This is a genomic window from Sphingobacterium sp. NGMCC 1.201703, assembly GCF_047784615.1.
In the GTDB taxonomy this organism is placed as follows: domain Bacteria; phylum Bacteroidota; class Bacteroidia; order Sphingobacteriales; family Sphingobacteriaceae; genus Sphingobacterium.
This window is the reverse complement of record NZ_JBLOHD010000001.1, coordinates 319,067-340,086: the sequence shown is the minus strand read 5'-3', so window position 1 is coordinate 340,086 and position 21,020 is coordinate 319,067. Positions and strand designations below refer to the sequence as shown.

The following is a 21,020-nucleotide window of genomic DNA, read 5'->3' as shown; positions in this document are numbered from 1 at the left end:
TAGTCGTTATCGAATTTAAAACTGAAATTGTAGACCAACGGATCCTACGCGTAAATTGGGATAGCTCAAGCCGCTTCCACCTCCAAGCTCTGGATCCCATAATTTGAATTTAGAAAAGGTTAGGAGGTTCTGACCTGACAGATAAATTCTTGCAAATTTGTAAGTAAAGCCCAACTCCACATTTTTTAGGCGGATAAATGACCCATCACGCATCCAAAAGGTAGAAGTCTTAAAGTTATTGTGTTGGTTGACACTGCTGATAAGACGGGGATAAGCTGCATCCGTATTTTCTGGCGTCCAGTAATCCTGTGCGATAAAATCCAGCAGACTCGATTGATCAGAGTTAAAAGGATGAATGCCAGAGATAACTAAACTTGTCTTCGCAACTCCCTGAAAGAAGAACGAAAAATCAAACTTCTTATATTGAGACGATATCCCAAAACCGTAAACTATCTGCGGTACAGAAGGGTTACCGAACTGCATCCTGTCGTTATCATCAATTTTATTGTCACCGTTTAGGTCACGATATTTAATATCTCCCGGTTTGAGATCATTGTTGAAAGTTGATTGTGGGCTATTTGCTACATCCGCTTCGGATTGGTATAAACCGTCGGCGATCAATCCGAAAGCACGGTTTAAGGGCTTTCGAAGTTCAGAGAGGTATGCATAGGGAAGCTGAGGCTCATCTCTGTCCAGAAGGCTATTTTTGGTATAGGTGAAAGTTCCTCTAAAATTAAGATAGAAGTGGGGGCTAAACTGCTGTTGATAACTTAGTTCCCCATCGAATCCACTATTTTTCACTTTACCAATATTGGCATAGGGATTGGTCCCTACTATACCAGATTCTGCAGCAATCACCCGACGTTGCATAAAAATCTTCTCGCGGGTTTCGGAGAAATAGTCTAAGGTTAAATTTAGTTTTTTCAAAAGGCCAAGATCTATACCTAGATTATATTTACGTCCTTCCTCCCAAGTAGCTCCTCTGGCTCCAAAGCGTGTGATATTGGCCCCTGTAGCGGAGGTCTGCCATTCGTTTCCAAAAGTGTAACTTCCGGTAGCCAGATTAACTTCATCCAGATAGGGAAAGCGTGCTCCGGAAATCTGGTCATTTCCGACAATACCCCAAGATCCCCTGATCTTTAAGCTATTGATAATCGGGGCTATAGGCTTCCAAAAATCCTCATTTGAAATCATATACCCAGCAGCAAGGGACGGAAAAAAGCCAAACCGATGTTTACTTTCGAAGTTATCTGAACCATTGTATCCAAAATTTCCTTCGAAGAAATAGCGTGATTTATAAGCATAGGTCACCCTTCCGGCAAGGCCTTGGTTACGAAAAGGTAATAAAGGGAATATGGCGGTTCCTCCAGCATTGGTGGTGTAATCCCGGGACAAATAAGCTAGCATAGCGGAAACGTCGTGATTACCAAAAGATTTCAACCAATCAGCCACTAAGTTGATTGTCATTAATCGATCTCCACTGGAACTCGAAGTAGTAGCCAAAGCTGTCGTTCCACGAGTTATTGATTTGTATTCATATTCATACTGCTTATTATCATTGACACGAAACGAATTCACACCATAGTAAAATGGGGTAAAAGATCTGGCAATCGAATTTGTTGAGTAATTTTTATAAGATATCAAACCTTTTAGGCTTAACCCATCGAGGAGGAATTTCATATTTTGGTTCAACTCAAAACTTGCGGTATTAGTGACACTGAAGCGGTTAGTATAGCCGCTTACCATGCGGGCATAGGGATTTTCATAGATCCCATCTCCGGAAGTCTGGGGTATCGGTCCGCCCGCCATATTGCCAAAAAGGATATGATCCTGCTGAATGGCACTCGGCAATACAGGAGCAAACAAGGCTGGTGGAGCATAAAAAATTGAATTATAAATGGTGCCCGTACTGGAAGATGAGCCCGAATAATCTGCCAGTTGGGAATTGATCCGTACCACGGCCTTCGTAAAATTGGAAAGGTTGACCCCTACGTTTGCAATAACATTATACTCTCGTTGGCGAATATTATTGTTGAACTTGTTCAGGGGGTCTTTACGAAGCATTCCATTATCATTATTAAAGGTTCCACTGATAAAATAATCTGCCTTCTTACCGCCTCCGGTCACATTTATATTGCCATATTGGTTTGTTGCAAAATCTTTGAAAAGATAATCCTGCCAATCTACATCTGGATATGCGATCGGATCTAGACGATCCCTCGTCCCTTGAATTTTTTCTTCTGAAAAACGTGGAGAAGCATTTGGTAGCCTATTTAGAATTGCGTAATTATAGGCTGTCATGTAATCTACGGCTCCTGCCATTTTCACCAATTTAGTCGGTGTGGAAAATGTATTGTCCAAGCGAACGTTGATCCGGGCTTTATCCATGTCTCCGCCCCGCTTTGTTGTGATCAGCATCACACCATTTGCCCCACGGGCACCATAAAGCGCTGTAGCAGAAGCATCTTTTAAAACCGAAAAATTATCGATTACCTCCGGAGCTAGATTATTCATATCTCCAATGCTCGACTCAATCCCATCGATAAATATCAATGGATTTGTCCCGCCCGTGAAAGTAGAAATTCCACGTATCCAAAAGTTCGAACCATCAGCACCGGGCTCACCACCACGCTGTACAGCGATAACACCAGCAATTCTTCCTGCAAAAGCATTGCTCAATGTGCTCGTCGGCACTTTTAGCGCTTTGGGTGATATGGATGATATCGCCCCTACTACACTTGCCTTTTTCTGTTTACCAAAACCGACGACGACCACCTCGTCCATCTCTGCAGCGTCAGTTTCCAATGTAACGACCTGTTCTGTCGCAGTGTAAGGAACATCAACAGACTTAAATCCGACGGTAGAGAACCTTATTTTGGAATTTAGCATAGAGACTTTCAAAACAAATGCACCTGCTTCATTGGTTTGTGTCTGATTACTTGTACCTAATTCACTAACGGTGACGCCCGGTAATGGGTCACCTTCACTACTGACCACCTTTCCCCGAAAAACGTGATCTTGTCTGCTCATGGTAACTGGGATATTGACTTTTCTCTTAATTACAGTAGTATTCTGGAATATTTTATATTCGAATTCACTTGTGTTAAAGAGTCTATCGAGCACGTTCTTCAAACTTTCCTCCTTAGCCGAAAATGAAACTTTTCGATTTGAGAACATTCGTTTCTCGTAGACAAACTGTGTTCCCGTCTGCTCGGTAATTTTTTTTAACACGGTCTCTATTTCCGTATTACGCGCATGAAGGCTAATTTTATTTTGTGCCAAAGTTGATGCAGATGCTCCAAAAAAAGATAGGATGATCAGAAAACATGCTATTTTCATAATAAGTAGGATCTTCAAAGCATTTTTTGGCCATAAAGGGCACAACAAACCCTTTGAATAAAAAAAATTATTCATAAATTGGGACTGAATTAATGGTTAGTAAAACGTTAATTTATTTTCTGCAGAGGTATGCCAGTACCTCTGCTATTTTTCTCATAATGTTAGGTTTATTTTAATTCATAGTAGGTTCTCCTTTCCTCTTTATTTTGGTTTTACAATGAGTTTGTTTTGTTCTATCACATACTTATAGCCCGTCAGATATGAAAGCGCCTCACATAAACTGGCCAGTGATACATCTTTTTTCATCCCCCCGTCATATTGTCGCTGCGCGTTTACCCCTTTTTCAACAACAACAGTGATACCATACCAACGCTCTATTTCATCCAGCGTCTGCTTCAGATCCTTGTTACCTAAATAGAAATACCCATTTTTCCAAGCCGTGATTTCTTCCATATCCCGTATCTCATAAACCGACAAGCGTTTATTTTCCAATCGAACCTCTTTACCCGCCAGTATGACTATATCTTGATCAGAGGAGGAAATTTTGAGTTTTCCTTCCGTTAGTGCTACTCTGGAATTGTTTTGATAGCTGTTGACATTAAATTCTGTCCCCAAAGCCTGCAATCTCAGTCCGGCACTTTCAACTATAAAAGGTCTTACGGCATCGTGCGCGATATCAAAATATGCCTCGCCTTTCAAATGTACCCGGCGCTCTTTTTCATCAAAATTGGGATGATATTCTAGCTCCGATTCGGAGTTCAGCCACACACGGGTTCCATCCGAGAGTCGTACCTGAAAGATCGCACGCGATGGAATCACTAATTTATGTTGAGTCATATCTTCAGATTGGATGGAAGAGCCATAGACCAACTGGTTATTTGCGACGTTTACCCCTTTAAGGTCAACCGTAGGATGTAGGGAATCCAGCAGTACCTGCCGTCCGTCACCTAATTGCAAAATAGCAGCATTGCTTCCTGGCAGTACATCGTTCAATTGTCCGTAGTACTTATCTTTAACAATATAAGCCGGTTGATTTCCATTGAAATATAACGTCCAAAATGTATAGAAGCCCACTAAAAACAGAAGCGATGCGGCCACCCCAATCAACCACGGTCTAAACATCAGGGTCTTTTTGCCTTGTATACCAGAATGACGGATGTGCTGAAATGCAGTCCATTGGTCATCAGTATTAAATTCTGCCCAGTTTATATTGGATTGAATCTTTCCTTCATCCAATAACTTATGAAACAAAAGCTTAGCCTCCGGATATTTATGCAATAGCGCTTTTAGCTGCATATCCTCCTCTATGGTTAGCTCTTGCCCCCGAATTAGGGCAGCGATTAATTCGCCCAAAAGTATCTCTTCTGTATTGATCATAATTTCTCTTTAGTCGTCCGAAAATTAAAAAAGGGTGACAAGGTTTAAAAAAAATAATTAAAACCCTGTAAATTAAGAATATATTTATATAAGAATGGAAAAAAGTAGACTCAAAAACTTGTCCCGCAAAGCTTTAATGGCTCTCTGCCGCTGTGTCTTGACGGTGTTAATACTTATATTCAGTTCCTTCGCAACTTCCTCATATTTTTTTTCCTGAATATAAATGAGTTCGCAAATGTTCTTACAGGCCTCAGGTAATTTATTTAATTCCTTATGCAGTTCACCTACGATCTCCGCGCGAATGAGCGTTTCGAGATAATTGCTTTCATCAGCTGCATCTGCCGTATCCTCGGTTGCTTTTATTTCCCGCAGTTTAGAATAACGATAGGCATCAATACTTTTATTTTTGACTGTCGTGTACAGAAAGCTCTTGATCACAGGAAATGGTTTTTCCAGAAGATCAGGTTTCTCGATCAGGACCAAAAAAGCATCCTGTACAACATCCTTTGACATTTCGTCCGACCTTGTCCATTGGTAGGCAAACTCACATAATTTCACAAAATTATCTTTGAACAAAGATTCGAATGTTTTCATAAGTTATCAGAAGCCGCTATAATCAGGCTAACAATTGTTGGGACAATTTAGGAAAATAATTTCTTTCCCAACAAAATAACAATTTATTGTGAGCCATTTAAACCAATTCGCCAGCTATTTTCAATTTCTAAATTTGCATGCTTGAAGTCGTCCTATATTGAATGTCGTCAAAATGTATGATATAATTTAATGCTCTTCAGTTACCAATTGGTAATTGCGTAAAAGATAAAATCAAGAATTTGTTTTGTAATTTTATCTGGATGAGAAAACAAGGTATTCCAATTGATAAAGATTGCCGGTCGCAAATTCAGGGTATACGAGATACAATGGATATTTTAAGTGGTAAATGGAAACCGCATATTATAACTGCACTTTATAACAATGGATGTTTCAGATTTATGGATCTTGTCAGACATATTGATGGAATTGCGCCAAAAGTATTATCCAAGGAATTGAAAGATCTTGAAATAGATAAAATTATTGATAGGACCGTACTCAGTACGATGCCACTGACCGTCGAATATGAACTCACAAAAATTGGAGAAAGCCTCTATATCTTACTTAGAAGTATGTCAGAATGGGGCATCGATTATCGGCAAAATGTTTATAAAAGCCGTAATCAGATTTAGACCAATAATAGCTCATCCGATTTTATTTGCATGTAAATTTAGAAATACTACAAACCGGTAGTTAAAATTGACCGTTAACTCTTTGCAGGAATAACGGCCAACACTTAAACTAATTAATATGTTTAGTTTAATTATACATTTTAATTATCCAAAAAACGGCCTAACGTACGAAACATTAATGCGAACCTTGGATCATCTGTAGTTGGAAGTAAACTACTTAAGAAGACTGCAACACTTGATAAAGTAACGCCAACCCCCTCCAGCTGTTTAAATGTTGCCTTTTCGGTTCTTTCACTCAAACCACCACATACATCTGTAAGTAGATGGACATCATAGCCAAGCCTACGGGCTTCCAACGCTGACTGAACAACAACCAATTCGGACGCTACTCCCCCGAGAATAATCGTAGACCTCGTTTGGGCGGAAAATTTTTCGAGGCTGGGGCCATCGTCAAATACATTAGAAGTGGAACGAATTGTAGGTACGTACATGCTAATTTCATCTATAACGTTTGGATAAAGATCGGGGTGCAAAGACACTACTGATATAAAAACAGGGATATCTAGAATCTCCGCCCCTTCTACCAATATTGATACGGATTTACGCAAATCCTTCTCAGCTAATGTTCGATTAGCCGAAGCAATTATTTCTGGTTGCAAATCGGCCAAGACAATGGTGATATCATTGACATTTAATCTTTCTAGAGTTTTCATACTATATTGTTGTGTTAAATATTATCTAATTGAAAACATATTTTGAATCTCGATATATGATCACATTATTAGTAGGCTGCTGTAAATCTGTTTTTAGAAAATGTCTTATTTTCTATCTCATCTGCTATAACTACCGCCAGATCTTCAACAGACAAGACACTTCTATTACTTTCGTTGTAAACTGGCGTGCTATTCCCCAGACGATATTTACCAGTTCTACCTATTGTAATACCTTTATGCATTTCAAATGGAGGGCAAAATACAACCCAGTCTAAGTTCTTTTCTTTTTCCAAAATTTTATAGTAATCTCTAGCTGCTAATGCTCCATTATAAAACTCTTTAGGAAAATCAGGAGTATCAACAGCTTGTACCCCATCTGAAACATAAAGGCTACCAGCACCGCCTATAACGATAAAACGATTGATACCTGCCGTTTTTACAGCTTCTTGGACTGCTTTTGATCCTGAAAGAAAATCCTCATAAAGATTCGGGTTATCCCAACCAGCGTTAAATGCACTTATTACTATTTCACAATCTTTTAGTGCTTTTGTTAGCTCCGCTAAATTTAAAATATCAACTTTGATATAGGATAAATGTTCCTCATGTGAGATTTTAATTTCCTTTGAAATTCCTATCACATCATAATCACGTGATAAGAGTTCGTTTGTTATATGGGATCCAACAAATCCCGAAGTTCCAATTACAGCTATTTTCATTGTATTCAATATATTATACACCAAAAGTATGCACTTTTAAGTATAAAAAACACCTATTAAACTCATGGGTAACTAGTTACCAATAGGTAATGAATAAAATTCATTTCTTACCCTATGCCAAGTCGATCGAAGAACAAATCTTTTAAATTTGAAAGACAGTAAATTACCAAATTCAAATAAGGTGACAATAACCAAAAAAATATAAAGCTATGCAAAAGATAATTCCAAACCTTTGGTTTGACAGAAACGCGAAGGAAGCCGCGGAATATTACCTATCGGTTTTCAAAGATGGCACAATCATCAATATCACGTATTACCCAAATTCAGAAGCCGAAGGACTGGCTGATTTCCAGCAGGATTTTGCCGGAAAAGTGCTTACCGTAGAATTTGAGATTCTAGGAATGCGTTTCATCGGGATTAATGCCGGACCGGAATTCAAATTTAATGAAGCTATTTCCTTGATGATCCCCTGCAAAGACCAGGCTGAAATTGACTACTACTGGGAAACACTTACATCGGATGGAGGACAGGAGAGCGTCTGTGGATGGCTGAAAGACAAATACGGATTAAGCTGGCAGGTTTGTCCTGAAAATTGGGCGGAACTCAACAAAAGACCCGGCGCATTCAAAAAAATGATGGGAATGAAAAAGATCATTATTGCTGATTTCTAAAACAAGGTAATGACCAAGTCCATGTCCCAACACTGGTGTAAACCGGAAAAAGTAAATGTCCCGAATCATTGTTTGGCAAAGCAGCAATGGTCGGGACATTTCAACCCAAGGTGCCTATATGTCAATATAGGGTCTAGTTACACTATAAGCAATCTTCAAATATCGAAAATCCAATAGCAGTGACATCTAAGGCAGCATTGGACAGAATAACAATGGCTTTTTGGGATCTATCATCAAATGCAACAAAAGACCTAAATCCACCTGTACCTCCAGAATGATGAAATATATTCTTATTTCCTGCTTTTTTAATACGCCAGCCCAATGCCATAGTTTGATCTTCATCTGCAAAAGTTATCTGATGAGTCAATTGGATGGCTTTTGTCAGTTTATTTTTGGAACCTAACTGTGCCTTCATAAAAAGGATCATATCGTCCAACGTAGATCTAATGGCGCCAGATCCCGCCAAAGATGCTAGATGCCAATACGACGTAGGCCTGCCTTTTTCATTGTACCCTTGTACCAACCCGACATCTTCTAGTGAAGTATTTTTCATTCCTAAGGGCAAGCAAATATTGTCAATGACCAACTGTTCAAAACTTTTGTTATTACGGCGTTCTAATGCCCCCCCCAACACGCCCGCTCCTAAATTTGAATAAGAGAACTTGACACCGGTCTGAGACGGAACTTTATATTTTTTCAGATAATGGAAGAGTGAATCGACCTTATAATGGCGATATGGATCCGCCAGAACGGCATCAGTCGTAAAAATATTCTCCGGGAGCCGAGGAAATCCAGCGGTATGATTTGATAATTGCATAAGTGAAATGGGATGAGCATGCCACGCTAAACGAGGAATAGAATCGGGCAAATATTTGCTGACCGGATCCGCTAAGTGCATATTGCCACCAACGACTTCCTTGGCCAATAAAAGAGAAGTGAAAATTTTTGTCACTGAACCAATCTCAAAAATACTTTTGGAAGCGTTTGGAAGTTGCTTACTTGTCTTGGCAATCGAGCCATAACTATATTTTCTCTGCTGCTTTCCATCGATTATCGCTAACATAATGCCCGCGGTAGCACCCTTTTGAATATATGGCCTGACGAATTTTTCCACCAGTAAATCTATAGAGTCTTTTAATGGATTATTGCTTTCTACTTTGAAATCCTTATCTGCTATGAAAAATGGTAATTCCTTAAAATTCATTCTTAGAACCTGTTTCTCATGATCAAGCAGAACAGAAAATAATTGGTCGGAGTTTTCAAATTTAATGTTATAATTATATCCACTGGTAGTCGAATCAACAAAAGAAAAAAGTTGCATTAATCCCACATTTGCAACAAACTTCCGCATACCCAGCGAAAACTTTTCTTTTGAAATTTTTGCTTGATAGACGGCGGACGATCTTCCGTAAATTGCATCCGATTTTTTCTCATTAAAGAGTCTTTGAAACTCCTTCATAAAATAATCGTAATCGGAACGGACAGCCTGGGCAGGTAAGTACCGAACTGAGAACAGAAATAAAACGAGGAGACTGTAAAACTTATAATTCAGTTTAATTATCATTTTTATGTATTTCGGGTCTTATGCCATGATCAAAGAATCATTTAATCTGAATTTCTGATGAAACACTCCCCCCTATCAGCAATCTTTTCTGTTTATTCCACTAAACCTCTCTCTTTGAGGTTCTGAAATTCAATTTAGATATAATCTCTTGACATGGTAGTTAGACAAAAACAACTTACTTTACTCAACCAATTCATTAACCAAAAATATAAAAAACTTATAATGAACAAATTAAATATATTAGAAATGTTCAAAATCGTACAACTTATGTTCATTTATGAACAAGCTAAACATACTTGGATAGCGTCGCCATCCCAACTGATCACTAGGCTCAACGGTATCGTTAATTCCTAGTCAATATCTTCTTCGACATGCTTAGGAAGACCCAACGATTCATAAATCTTATCAAGCGAATTGTAAATCCATTCATAAACAAATCCAGACCGCTATATATTTGAGATTAAATTAAAGACGACTATGTTGAGCAATTACCAATTTAGTAAAAATCCATTACATTATATTTATGCCCTGATCTGGTTGGGTGTATTCGCTACCTTTGCTTTTTACCTTTTCACAGGGGCGATGTTCAAGCCGGAAAACGGCAAGATTCATATCGTAGCAATTCTGATCGCTTGGGTGGTGGAATATCTTGGTCTTACACTGACTTGCCTGATCATACTGCTTTTAGGGATATACAAAGCATTGCGAACTGTGATGGATAAAAAAGAAATTGAATCTGTAAAACCATAAAAATTATTATGATCCCCTTTCAACTATAAAATAATAACCCATTTTAGCGTTACTTGGCTTTCCTTACATACGCAAAGCCGGATTTAATTGAGGTGACAGAAGAAGAATTATTATAGCCAATTCTTCTTCTTAAACCACAGATAGATCACCACAGTGACGACAATCATGACTACCATTACTGCTGGATACCCATATATCCATTTCAATTCCGGCATGTACTCGAAATTCATTCCGTAGATCCCCACAATAAAGGTTAAAGGCATAAAAAATACAGAGAAAATGGTTAATATACGCATCGTCTCATTAGTCCGCTGGGATGTTGTTGAAAAATAGATATTCAATAAATTGTGACTATTCTCCGAGAGATAAGATGACAAGTTTTTGAGTCTTATAAAAAGGTCTTTTGTATCTCTTGTATATACATTTCCTGAATTAGTGTCTAACGCATCAATTATTTCCTGAGAAAGCTCAACCATCCTTTTTATCAGGTCAACTTTCCGTTTCATATGGTAGAGCCCCTTAAGCAAGGGTATATTTTTGGGACGAAGAAATATAACAGACTCATAATAATCAATCTCTGCAGACAACTTAGATAATGCAGGCTGATAGGTATCCAGACATTCAGCAACAAGAGAATTGACAAGCATCATGACATTTTTGTAGGGCTTATTCTCTCCCATGGCAATAATACGATCGACTAATGGCTGTTTATGACGGTGGATTGTGATAACAAATGTTTCGCTATAAAATATCGCAACCTTGTGTGTTAACTCTTGTACGGTGTCAACATTTTTTAGATTACTTTCGCTATGCACCCTAAAAATAATAAAGGAGTAGTTTTCCATCTCTTCATGTTTAGGTAGGTGATCAGGTTGGAGGCAATCCTTTATAAGCACGGGGTGTATCTTATATCTTTCGGCAACTTCCTGCAATTCCTCGCTCGCAGGAGCATATACATCCAGCCATGTGAAACCTGGCGTTATCTGTCCATTAACTTCGATTGTCATAATTATCCTTTCTAATTTATGGATTCTAAAATAGAGAAAAATATACTTTTTCTCCCGCATATTCTGCGAAACGCACAATAGCAAAATAAAACTACAGCTGTCTGTTAAATCGTAGCAAAGGATGCAATTTTGTCAGCAAATAGGTCTGAGACCATACGTGTTGAATTTTATAAAAACCAAAACATTCTGTGTATGATTCTGCTTATAGATATAATCGCCGACTTTTATTGAAATTAATAAAATAAAAAAATCATCAACTATGGAATGGATTACTGACCCACAAATTTGGATCTCATTTTTTACTTTAACTGTGCTGGAAATTGTTCTGGGCATTGACAACATCGTATTTATTTCAATACAAAGTAGTAAGCTTCCGGTCGAACAACAAAAAAAGGCTCGGCAGTTAGGCCTCGCATTGGCATTGGTGATGCGCGTAGCGCTCTTATTTTCGATTAAATGGGTCATGGGCCTAACCGCTACAATAGTGGATATTGCAGGCTGGTTCAACACGGATAATCCGGCAATAATCAGATACCTTTCGCTTTCAGGACGGGATCTCATATTGTTTTTTGGAGGGATGTTCCTTATTTATAAATCCACAACCGAAATCCACCATCGTGTCGAAGGGCATATCGAAACCGGCACGACAAAACTCAAAAAGGTAACTTTCGCTAACATTATTATCCAAATACTTATCCTTGATCTTGTATTCTCCCTCGATTCGGTGATCACAGCAGTAGGAATGGTCGATCGAATCGGTGTTATGATCGCCGCAGTAATCGTAGCTGTAGCGATTATGATGTTCTCGGCAGAACCTATTAGCAGATTTGTAAATAACCATCCATCGGTTAAAATGCTGGCTTTAGCATTTCTACTGCTTATAGGTGTTTCTTTAACAGCAGAAGCCTTCGACCAGCATATTCCAAAAGGTTACATCTATTTTGCGATGGCATTTTCTGTCCTGGTTGAATTTTTAAATATACGATCGGAAAATAAGGCATTAAAGAAAATTTCAGATTCAAACCCTACTAACATATAAATCTGATATGATTGTTCATAATTATATAATTCCGAAAATTGACGACTGAAATCATTACGTTAAAATTTGCTAAATAATAAGGGGACGAGGTAAGTGGTTCTATAATTTTAATTATATTGTAAATTCATTAATATTCAAAAATATGAAATGTCCAAACTGTAACGAAACCCTACTGATGACGGAACGTCACCGAATTGAAATAGATTATTGCCCAAACTGCAGAGGGGTATGGCTGGATAAAGGTGAACTGGATAAATTACTGGAACAAGCCAGCAATAATATCGACAGTAGCCAAGCGCACAATAACGATAGGGATTACAATAAGTACGAAAGAGAAAACCATCAAACACAGCAGCACTACCGTGATCATGACCGCTACACGGACAATCACAAATATCCACATGGGCGAAAAAAGAAATCTTTTCTCTCCGACCTCTTTGATTTTGATTAATGACAGTCTAAAAGAGTTTTAAAATAAGAAGCCTGATCTGCATCAGGCTTTTTGTTTAGTTATCACTTTAGAGTGCCCAGCGCGCTGGGCGGTCAGCTTCGCATGATGGCTAAATAGATCTTTTCAAGCTCGCTGGCCGAAACCTCATCTGCGCAAAGCGTATGCACCAGACTTCCCTGCTCCATGATGCCGATACGTGCACCGCTGTGGACAGCACTATAAATATCGTGCGTGGCCATTAAAATCGCCTTTCCGGCCTCCCGCATCGCGTTCACATTTTCATTAAATTCATGCATCGCCTGTGGATCCAGTCCGCTGGTGGGCTCATCCATCAATATCACTTTCGCATTTTTAGCCATGGCAATTGCAATCCCGACCTTTTGTCGCATGCCTTTACTCTGCAGCCCCAATCTTTTTTCAAAAGCCTCCGGCTGCAGTCCCGCCTGCCGCAGGTAATTACAGAGCTCCTCTTTCGTATACCTGAAGCCCGCAAGCCGACTAAAAAAATCCAGATTTTCCAGGCTGCTCAAATACGGATAGAGCGTCACCACTTCGGGAATATAGGCGACATTCGTCTCCCTTAGTCCGGGGGACACCAATTTCCCGTCAACCCTGGCCTCCCCAGAGCTGGCCGCAATAAAACCAAGGAATAAATTAAGAGTTGTGGTCTTTCCAGCGCCATTCTGGCCCATGAGGCAGAATACCTCACCTGATTCCACCTGCAAGTTGAGGTGATCCAACACGATATGGTCGCCATATTGTTTTGTTAATTCAACTGCTTCTAACATCATATTCGTTAAAATTTAAAACCTACTACTGCCCTGATATTAAAGGGATCGCCATCGATGTAGTAATAATTACGTCCTTCATAAGGGTATGATGAAATGATATCCCCAGATGCCATATAGCGTCGATTGGTCAGGTTATCCGCAATAAGCTGGACCGAAAACTTATTGTGCATGTAGTTTAATCCAGCATCAAATTTGGTAAAATCAGGAATAAACAGATCTTTTTCGGAGGTGCTGCGTTTGATAAGCGTACTTTGGCCGACGCTAAGCTTCAGTACAGCATTATTTTTCAAGGAAAAACCATATTGTATCCAAGTATTTATGATCTGCTGTGGCGTCTGCGGCAGCTGTTTGCCAATCAGGCTTTCATCGCTATTTTTAGTGACCACTGCATCTACAAATGTATAATTCGCAACTAGGGACAGCGCGTCCGTAACATGACCGATCAGGTCAAGTTCGATCCCTTTGCTGACTACCTGACCAAGTTCTTTGACAAAGCCCTCATGCTCGAGGTCAGTGATAATACCGTTGCGTTTGACCGTTCGAAACATGCTCAAGCCTGTATACAGCCGCGAATTGAAAAAATTGCGCTTCACTCCCAGTTCCATATTTGTTCCATATTCGGGATTGACAGCTTCAGAGCCCACCACTTCATTCCCTTCATTTACAATCGCTTTTTGCCCCGTCTGCGGGATAAATGTTTCATCATAGAGCAAGTAAAAGGTTGTAGCCTTATCCATCAGATAAGTCAATGCCACACGTGGCGATAAAGCCTTCTGATGGTATGTATTGGCACGAACAACCCCTTTGGCATTGATGGATTCCTGACCGCTTTTGTACCAGGTATATCGCGCGCCGAGTGTGAGTCGAAATTTTTCCAGCAGATCAATATTATCATAGGCATAAACCGATTTGAGGAAGGTATTTCGATCGAGACGCGAAGCCCTTAGCGTCTTACGCACTGCCGTTGCATCGACCTGATTATCCGGTTTGCTTTTGAGGTAGACAAACTGCTCCGTTCCATTGTTGAGGGACAGGGAATCCTTACTATTGATGTAATCGGCTCCAAATACAAGCTGATGTTTTATTACTCCTGTTGTGACCGTTCCATTGGCAAATAACTGGGTGGAGAAGGTCTTCCCCGCACCCATTGTCAGCGAACTACGCCGGCGTGTGGTATCGCCATCCCTAAAATTAACCAGACTTCCTGCAGATGTCATATTCCAGGATTTATAAGGCGACCAGAGAAAGGAAGACTGGGAAGTCAGCTGCCAGGATTTATTGAATTTATGAACACCAAACAACCGTGCGGTCTGATTCTGGGCATAACTTCGTGGCAGACCAAGCCCCGCACTGTAATTCAAAGCAATCGGTCCTTTGAGTTTATCTGCTTCATTACGTACTTTGACAATTGCTGTTCCATTTTTTGTTTCACCACGCACCAGATTATATTCCGCCAGCATATAGGTATTGGGGCTGAAATTGTATTGGATTACCGGAGCCAGGGTATATTTATTTGTTTTTAAATAGTCGAGGTAAGAATTACGGTGCTGATAAGCCAGGTTTAAACGATATGAAAGCCCTTTATCTTTTACCGCAGACCCCAGATCGGCCGTGGTACGGAAGAAGTTAAAGCTACCCAGTGACTGACTCACATTCAACAGTTTATGTTTGGGCGTTTTGGTCACAATATTGACCGAACCGCCGGGCTCACCAAAAGAATTCAAAAAACCGGCCGGCCCTTTGACGATTTCAATGTTTTCGATCAGCGCTTCATCGTCGATTGCAGCACCATAGTTAAAACGTCGGGACATTCCATTCAGGGTCGTATATCCCATAAAACCCCGCATCTGCACGGTTGCCGAATTATCGAATGGTGTACTGTTGTAACCAAAGTAGACGCCACTTACATTCCGTGCCACGTCCTTCAGTTCGAGCGCTCCCTGGCTTTGTAGTAATCCCGAAGAGATGCTGATGATATTTTGGGGAATTTCCAATAGTGGCAGCTGCAGCTTCAGGCTATTGGACAAGGTATCTGATTTTACTTTCGTGTTGAGCAACTGCTGGATGCGCACCTCTTTTAGGTTGTAGCTCCGGAATATAGTATCTTGCTTTATCGTTTGCGCATAGCCAGCAAGCTGATACAGTGCGAAAAATGCGAAGAGGGAGTGCTTTATTTTCATGTTTATTTTTATTGAAATGGTTTGTTATTAATCGTTTTTTCCAATCGGTCGCATCGTAACTGCAGCGCCCGAGACAAATAAGGTGAGTAAGAGTATACTTCCTATTTTCCAGCCAATTAAGCGCAGTCTTCCCGAGTCAGCTGATCTAGAAAATTGTGGAAGTACTTTGAGATCTTCTTTGGAAAGTTTGGCATCACGCAGCAAAAAGCCATTCATATGCAGTACCCAGCGATGCTGAAAATGAGCGACGTCGCGCTGATAATGCAGGTAGCTGGCTAATCCCGTTTGGGCAATTTCATTGAGCAAGGATTGCATCTGGGTGACAGGATTGAACCAACCTGTCCTATCGAGCAAGTGCTGATGCAGCTGGACCCCTTGCTGGTAAATGCGGATATTTTTATCCATTCTTCGTCCCAGAAGGTCGTAGTAGGCTACAAATCTTTTATTTCCATATCGTGCGGTATCCGTCGGTTTGCGCAACTGTACATACTGCGGATTATTGCTGTAAAACTGTTCGATAAGCTCAGGTATGGGCATCTCCCAGGTCTCGAGCATCGTCGCTCTCTGCTTGGAAACCAATTCTGTACGCAGGGGCAAAGGCTGTCTTAGCCCGACCAACCGATTGCAAAGTGCAGGTAGCACAATCGTCAGTCCCAACCAGCAGCCCAGTAGTAGCAGCGCGCTTTTGCGGGATGAACTTCCATAAAGTATCATCAACCAGGCCAGTGCACACCAAAAAAGCAGATAGCTCAAGGTCGCCAAGTTCCAGAGCAGAAAATCAGTCCCATCATTTGGTATGCCCCTAGGTGCCATCATAAAGCCTATACCGTTCAATGCCGTTAGCAACAGGCACAGCAGTCCGAACCGGAAAAGGAGCTTATACAAAAGAATACGCCGCAGGCTTCCTCCATGCAGACGCAACAAGCGATCTGTCTGTTGTTCCTTTTCCCGGGCAAATAGGTCGTAGGAAAGTACAATGATTAGCAGTGGGATCAAGTAGACCAGTACAAAAGAAAGATCGAAATTGCCTGCAGCCAATTTTTCGGGATTGGCAATGGCTGTATTTGGAGGAGTAAAAAAGTCCCTTTTGCTATTGACCACATCATAATATGGTAGGATATCCCGTTGTCCGATGGCCATCATCGCCAGTGCAGACGGGGGATTTGTCGCAACTGGTGATGCCCGGTATTCGACCACTTGTGGTAGCCCGGCCTGCGCAGCCAGATTTTTGCCTGTCACACTATTGGTATCACTTTCAAACCGCTCCATCAATTCGAGGCGCTGCCGCTGCTGATTTCGTTGTAGGGTATCTAGCCCCCTGCATTGCTGCTGCACAAAATGCTTCCCGGTATACAGGCTGTATCCTCCGAGCAACAGAAAGAAAAATAGTAGTGCAAGTTGCAGGGGCTGCGCAATAAACTGCTTCCATTCAAAACGAAATATAAGTTTAAGGAGATTCATAGCCTAATTTTTAAGAAATTTCAGACAGAAGACCAATAAAAAGGCCAAGAGCCATGGCCAAATAAGGAGCGCAAAAAGAGGGGTCGCCTCCCGCCACAACAGCAGGGAAAGCGTCGGAAAGCGGTAGTGAAAAGCAGGGAGCAGCGTCGCAGCTGAGCTCATGTGCAGTTCCGGCTGTTTCGTTCTTTGGGCGACTTCTGTATTTAACCGGCGGATAAAGGTATTTCGATAATCCTTGGCCTGTTGGAAAAACTGCTGATGGTGAAAAAAATCCGTTCCCGACAGTGCCATAGACAACCTCTTCAAAGCGACAAAAGGGTTCAAAAGTGCCATACCGGACAAGCTTTGCTGCTGCTGGTCAATTATTTTTTCGACGTTGGCATAGTAATAGTCAAATACTTTTTGCTGATAATTCTCATTGTACTGCAAAACCAGGCCATCTACGTTCAGAGGCAGGTCTTCTAATTTTTTGACGCCATATTGGCTGCATACCCGGTCGAGATATTTTTCCACACGCAATCGGCTGTCACCGTCCCCATTGATCCCCTTGAGGTAGCCCTGGCGGACCTGATGATTGAATTCGGCCCTTGATATCAAAGGATAGCGCTGATCAATGAGCGTTGTTCCGATCTTTGGCAAAACGATAGCTCCCAGCAGCCAGATTCCCAGAACAATCTGTATCGCTGCGCGCGATGAACGACTATACAAAGACACCAGTGCAGCGATCAGGGTCAAGGAAAAATAAAAAACCAGATAAGCCAGCAACAATAGACCATACCTCCCCAGCATCAGATTCCCAGAGTCAAAGAAGCACAATAATACCAGCATGCCTATAAAGACCGGCAACAGCCAGAGGACGGCAAACATATAGTAAGCGATAATTTTTGACCATAGCAGCCTGGAAAGACTGGTACCATGTGTCAGCAACATCTTGAGTGTTCCCTGCTCACGCTCCTGTGTCAGCATCGTGCAGCAAATCGTTAGGTAGAGCAAGGGAAGCAATACCTGTAAAATCAACGTAAGGGTTAGGCTTCCAAAACGCAATTGTGTATCGGTACCCTCGGCATTGCTATAGTCCACTTCATGTTGTACATGTGCTTCCACCCGGTAGCTCGTTCCGAAATAATCATTTAGTCCGGGATCAAAAAACGTCAGCGGGCTCAAGGGTTTGAAAAGGTAAGTACCATAATGAGCCACATCATGTGCATCCGCATGAAATGCCCGCAGCTCGCTGCTGAATTTTTTATTGCTCTGCTGACGGCTCTGAGCATCCTGTTGGTATTGCAGTATCCCCAAAAGACCACTTAAGCTCAGCAATACAAATACGATGCACGTAAAAATGAAGATCGTCCGATCGCGGTAAGCAACCTGAAATTCCTTTTTGATCAATATAAAGCGAAGAGCGAATGACTTATTCATCGTAATTAATCAATTTATTAATGCATCAAAGTTGCAAATAAATAATAATATTTGCAACTTTGATGCATTAACACTTAATAAAACTGTTGATTTATGATCCTGTCCTTTCGACCAAAGCGTAGATTTCCATTTTATAAGCAGCCTGACGCCATGGATTGTGGTCCTACCTGCCTCAAGATCATCACAAAATATTTTGGAAAAACATTTCCTCTGTCCCATTTCCGAAGTCTGTGCCGCATCGGCAAGCAGGGCACGAGTTTTCATCAGCTAACGGAGGCAGCGCAGCAGCTCGGTTTCAAAACTTTGCCCGCATCACTTTCTTACCAGGTACTGAGTCAGCAGGCACCACTCCCCTGCATACTGCACTGGGAGCGTGAACATTATGTGGTACTTTATCGAATCACGGACAAATATGCCTACCTTGCAGACCCTGCCATGAACGGTAAGGTAAAGATCAAAACGGTGGACTTCCTTCGTTCGTGGGAGACCGTAGCAGGTACAGGAACCGGTCGGGCCCTGCTGCTGGAAACGACCTCCGATTTTGAAGCTCAGAAGGACATTCCCGATCCATCCACATCCATTTGGTCCCTGCTTCCCCTGCTTAAAGAGCATCGCAAAAAAATGATCCCCATCGTTATCAGCTTACTGATTGCCAGTCTGATCTCCCTTTCAGTCCCCTTTTTGACACAGCTCACGGTAGACAAAGGCATCGCCTATAAAAACACCCATCTGCTGCTTTTAATTTGCCTGGGGCAGCTGATGTTATTCTGCGGCAAAATGCTCATGGATTACCTTCGGGCGAGACTCCTGTTTGCTATCGGCGCCCGGACGAGCATCAAGATGCTCAAGGAGTTTCTCGCCAAACTGATGGAACTTCCCTTTTCATTTTTTGACAACAGGCAGGCCGGCGACAATATGCAACGCATCAATGACAATCAGCGTGTCGAAGATTTTCTGACCAATTCACTGATCAATTTTATGCTATCTGCCATCACGCTGCTGGTTTTTGGCTCCGTTCTTTTTTACTACAACTGGAAGATTTTTACCATCTTTCTGATCGGTGCGCTGCTGAGCGTACTCTGGTCCAATTCCTTCCAGCATAAAAGAAAGGTGATCGACCAGCGTAAGTTTAAAGTGCTCTCCGCCAATCAGCAATTGCTGTTGGAAATCTTTTATGCAATGCAAGAGATCAAGCTGACGGGCAGTGAGCAGGAGAAACAGCAGCTCTGGGCCAATATACAAGATCAGTCCTACGGTTTGAAAATGGAATCCCTACAGTTGGACCAGCTCATGCAGGGTGTCGGCTTTTTTCTCAACGAGATCAAAAATGTACTGATCACCTATGCGGCAGCAATGCTGGTGATTGAGGGGCAGGTAACCCTCGGTGGCATGCTGGCCATCACTTACATCTGCGGCCAGTTAAATGGACCCGTAACCCAGCTGATCGAATTTGCCCGCGTGTCTCAGAACACCAAATTCAGCTTGCAGCGCATGGCCGAAGTACATCAGGAGAACGCCGAAGATCAGGATATTCCCAAAAAACCTATTGCTGCCAATCCGCAGCCCATCTACATTAACAATCTAAATTTTCAGTATGATACGGACAAAACAGAGGCTGTGCTCAAAGATATCAACCTTCATATTCCCGCCGGCAAAATCACGGCCATTGTAGGGACCAGCGGCAGCGGTAAAACAACGCTTATCAAGCTGCTGCTCAAATTTTACCGAACCGCCCCGGGATCCATCATCATTGGCGATACCCCACTTGACCGGCTACATGCCAAGGCCTGGCGAGACCGTTGTGGTGTTGTCATGCAAGACGGCTACATCTTTATGGACACCATTGCCAACAACATTTACGCCGGCGCGGCGGTCAAAGATGATAAACGCCTGCATGAGGTCGCACAATTGGTCAATATGCACCATTTCATCCAAACAATGCCTTTCGGCTATCAGACCATTATAGGTCGGGACGGTTACGGACTGAGCAGCGGCCAGAAGCAGCGTTTACTGATTGCCAGGATGATCTACCGCAATCCACCCTATATTTTCCTCGATGAGGCGACAAATTCACTTGATGCCCACAATGAGCTCCGGATTGTCAATAACCTGAACAATTTTTTCGCGGAAAAGACCGTAGTGATCGTGGCCCATCGCCTCAGCACCGTAAAAAATGCCCATCAGATAATCGTGCTGGATCAAGGAAGCCTTGTCGAACAAGGCAGCCATCAAGAGCTGATCCAGCAGAGGGGCAACTACTATGAACTGATCAAAAATCAGCTTGAGTTAACAAATTGACCCTCGTCACAATTTTACTAA

Annotated in this window: 17 protein-coding genes; 6 read left to right on the top strand and 11 right to left on the bottom strand. The window is 41.6% G+C overall.

The features are described 5' to 3' along the window. Positions 1 to 15: 15 nt before the first annotated feature. The 3 genes from ACK8HY_RS01385 to ACK8HY_RS01375 all read right to left on the bottom strand — a co-directional run bounded on the left by ACK8HY_RS01385 (position 16) and on the right by ACK8HY_RS01375 (position 5,310). Entirely contained in the window at positions 16 to 3,339 is a 3,324-nt protein-coding gene (locus ACK8HY_RS01385) for a SusC/RagA family TonB-linked outer membrane protein (protein ID WP_416132477.1), read from the bottom strand. Between the two features lie 201 nt (positions 3,340 to 3,540). After that, entirely contained in the window at positions 3,541 to 4,716 is a 1,176-nt protein-coding gene (locus tag ACK8HY_RS01380) for a FecR family protein (RefSeq protein WP_416132476.1), read from the bottom strand. 84 nt (positions 4,717 to 4,800) lie between these two features. Then, positions 4,801 to 5,310 carry a sigma-70 family RNA polymerase sigma factor gene (locus ACK8HY_RS01375; protein ID WP_416132475.1) on the bottom strand — a complete coding sequence of 170 codons (510 nt, stop codon included), beginning with the start codon at positions 5,308 to 5,310 and terminating at the stop codon, positions 4,801 to 4,803. 260 nt (positions 5,311 to 5,570) lie between these two features. Between ACK8HY_RS01375 and ACK8HY_RS01370 the strand changes: the two genes are divergently transcribed. Then, positions 5,571 to 5,939, top strand: coding sequence for a winged helix-turn-helix transcriptional regulator (locus ACK8HY_RS01370; protein ID WP_416132474.1), 369 nt, complete (start codon positions 5,571 to 5,573; stop codon positions 5,937 to 5,939). A 140-nt stretch (positions 5,940 to 6,079) separates the two neighbouring features. On the opposite strand, the gene ACK8HY_RS01365 is transcribed toward ACK8HY_RS01370, so the two are convergent. Both ACK8HY_RS01365 and ACK8HY_RS01360 read right to left on the bottom strand, forming a co-directional pair. Then, positions 6,080 to 6,652, bottom strand: a complete 573-nt coding sequence (locus tag ACK8HY_RS01365; RefSeq protein ID WP_416132473.1) for an isochorismatase family protein — start codon at positions 6,650 to 6,652, stop codon at positions 6,080 to 6,082. 68 nt (positions 6,653 to 6,720) lie between these two features. Then, entirely contained in the window at positions 6,721 to 7,368 is a 648-nt protein-coding gene (locus tag ACK8HY_RS01360; RefSeq protein WP_416132472.1) for an NAD(P)-dependent oxidoreductase, read from the bottom strand. A gap of 209 nt (positions 7,369 to 7,577) precedes the next feature. Here ACK8HY_RS01360 and ACK8HY_RS01355 point away from each other — a divergent pair, with 209 nt between their 5' ends. Then, positions 7,578 to 8,039: a VOC family protein gene (locus ACK8HY_RS01355; protein ID WP_416132471.1), complete on the top strand. Its 462-nt coding sequence runs from the start codon at positions 7,578 to 7,580 to the stop codon at positions 8,037 to 8,039. Between the two features lie 142 nt (positions 8,040 to 8,181). Here ACK8HY_RS01355 and ACK8HY_RS01350 read toward each other — a convergent pair whose 3' ends face one another. Next, positions 8,182 to 9,603, bottom strand: a complete 1,422-nt coding sequence (locus tag ACK8HY_RS01350; RefSeq protein WP_416132470.1) for a serine hydrolase domain-containing protein — start codon at positions 9,601 to 9,603, stop codon at positions 8,182 to 8,184. 477 nt (positions 9,604 to 10,080) lie between these two features. Between ACK8HY_RS01350 and ACK8HY_RS01345 the strand changes: the two genes are divergently transcribed. Then, positions 10,081 to 10,353: a hypothetical protein gene (locus ACK8HY_RS01345; RefSeq protein WP_416132469.1), complete on the top strand. Its 273-nt coding sequence runs from the start codon at positions 10,081 to 10,083 to the stop codon at positions 10,351 to 10,353. A gap of 110 nt (positions 10,354 to 10,463) precedes the next feature. Here the strand turns inward: ACK8HY_RS01345 and ACK8HY_RS01340 are convergent, their stop codons facing one another. After that, on the bottom strand, positions 10,464 to 11,360 hold the full coding sequence (locus ACK8HY_RS01340) for a CorA family divalent cation transporter (protein ID WP_416132468.1): 897 nt from the start codon (positions 11,358 to 11,360) through the stop codon (positions 10,464 to 10,466). A 259-nt stretch (positions 11,361 to 11,619) separates the two neighbouring features. Between ACK8HY_RS01340 and ACK8HY_RS01335 the strand changes: the two genes are divergently transcribed. Beyond that, the gene (locus ACK8HY_RS01335; RefSeq protein ID WP_416132467.1) at positions 11,620 to 12,399 is read left to right on the top strand and encodes a TerC family protein; all 780 of its coding nucleotides are present in this window, start codon (positions 11,620 to 11,622) and stop codon (positions 12,397 to 12,399) included. Positions 12,400 to 12,541: 142 nt separating this feature from the next. After that, the gene (locus tag ACK8HY_RS01330) at positions 12,542 to 12,850 is read left to right on the top strand and encodes a zf-TFIIB domain-containing protein (protein WP_416132466.1); all 309 of its coding nucleotides are present in this window, start codon (positions 12,542 to 12,544) and stop codon (positions 12,848 to 12,850) included. Positions 12,851 to 12,942: 92 nt separating this feature from the next. Here ACK8HY_RS01330 and ACK8HY_RS01325 read toward each other — a convergent pair whose 3' ends face one another. From ACK8HY_RS01325 to ACK8HY_RS01310, 4 genes are read right to left on the bottom strand one after another with little or no spacing between them, the layout of a single operon-like run. Beyond that, positions 12,943 to 13,641 (bottom strand): ABC transporter ATP-binding protein, encoded by a 699-nt coding sequence (locus tag ACK8HY_RS01325; protein WP_416132465.1) that lies wholly within the window; start codon positions 13,639 to 13,641, stop codon positions 12,943 to 12,945. Positions 13,642 to 13,646: 5 nt separating this feature from the next. After that, positions 13,647 to 15,821: a TonB-dependent siderophore receptor gene (locus ACK8HY_RS01320; RefSeq protein ID WP_416132464.1), complete on the bottom strand. Its 2,175-nt coding sequence runs from the start codon at positions 15,819 to 15,821 to the stop codon at positions 13,647 to 13,649. A gap of 27 nt (positions 15,822 to 15,848) precedes the next feature. Continuing rightward, positions 15,849 to 17,282 (bottom strand): DUF3526 domain-containing protein, encoded by a 1,434-nt coding sequence (locus ACK8HY_RS01315; protein WP_416132463.1) that lies wholly within the window; start codon positions 17,280 to 17,282, stop codon positions 15,849 to 15,851. 3 nt (positions 17,283 to 17,285) lie between these two features. After that, positions 17,286 to 18,701 (bottom strand): ABC transporter permease subunit, encoded by a 1,416-nt coding sequence (locus tag ACK8HY_RS01310; protein WP_416132462.1) that lies wholly within the window; start codon positions 18,699 to 18,701, stop codon positions 17,286 to 17,288. A gap of 93 nt (positions 18,702 to 18,794) precedes the next feature. Here ACK8HY_RS01310 and ACK8HY_RS01305 point away from each other — a divergent pair, with 93 nt between their 5' ends. Then, positions 18,795 to 20,999 carry a peptidase domain-containing ABC transporter gene (locus ACK8HY_RS01305; RefSeq protein ID WP_416132461.1) on the top strand — a complete coding sequence of 735 codons (2,205 nt, stop codon included), beginning with the start codon at positions 18,795 to 18,797 and terminating at the stop codon, positions 20,997 to 20,999. Positions 21,000 to 21,020: the final 21 nt, after the last annotated feature.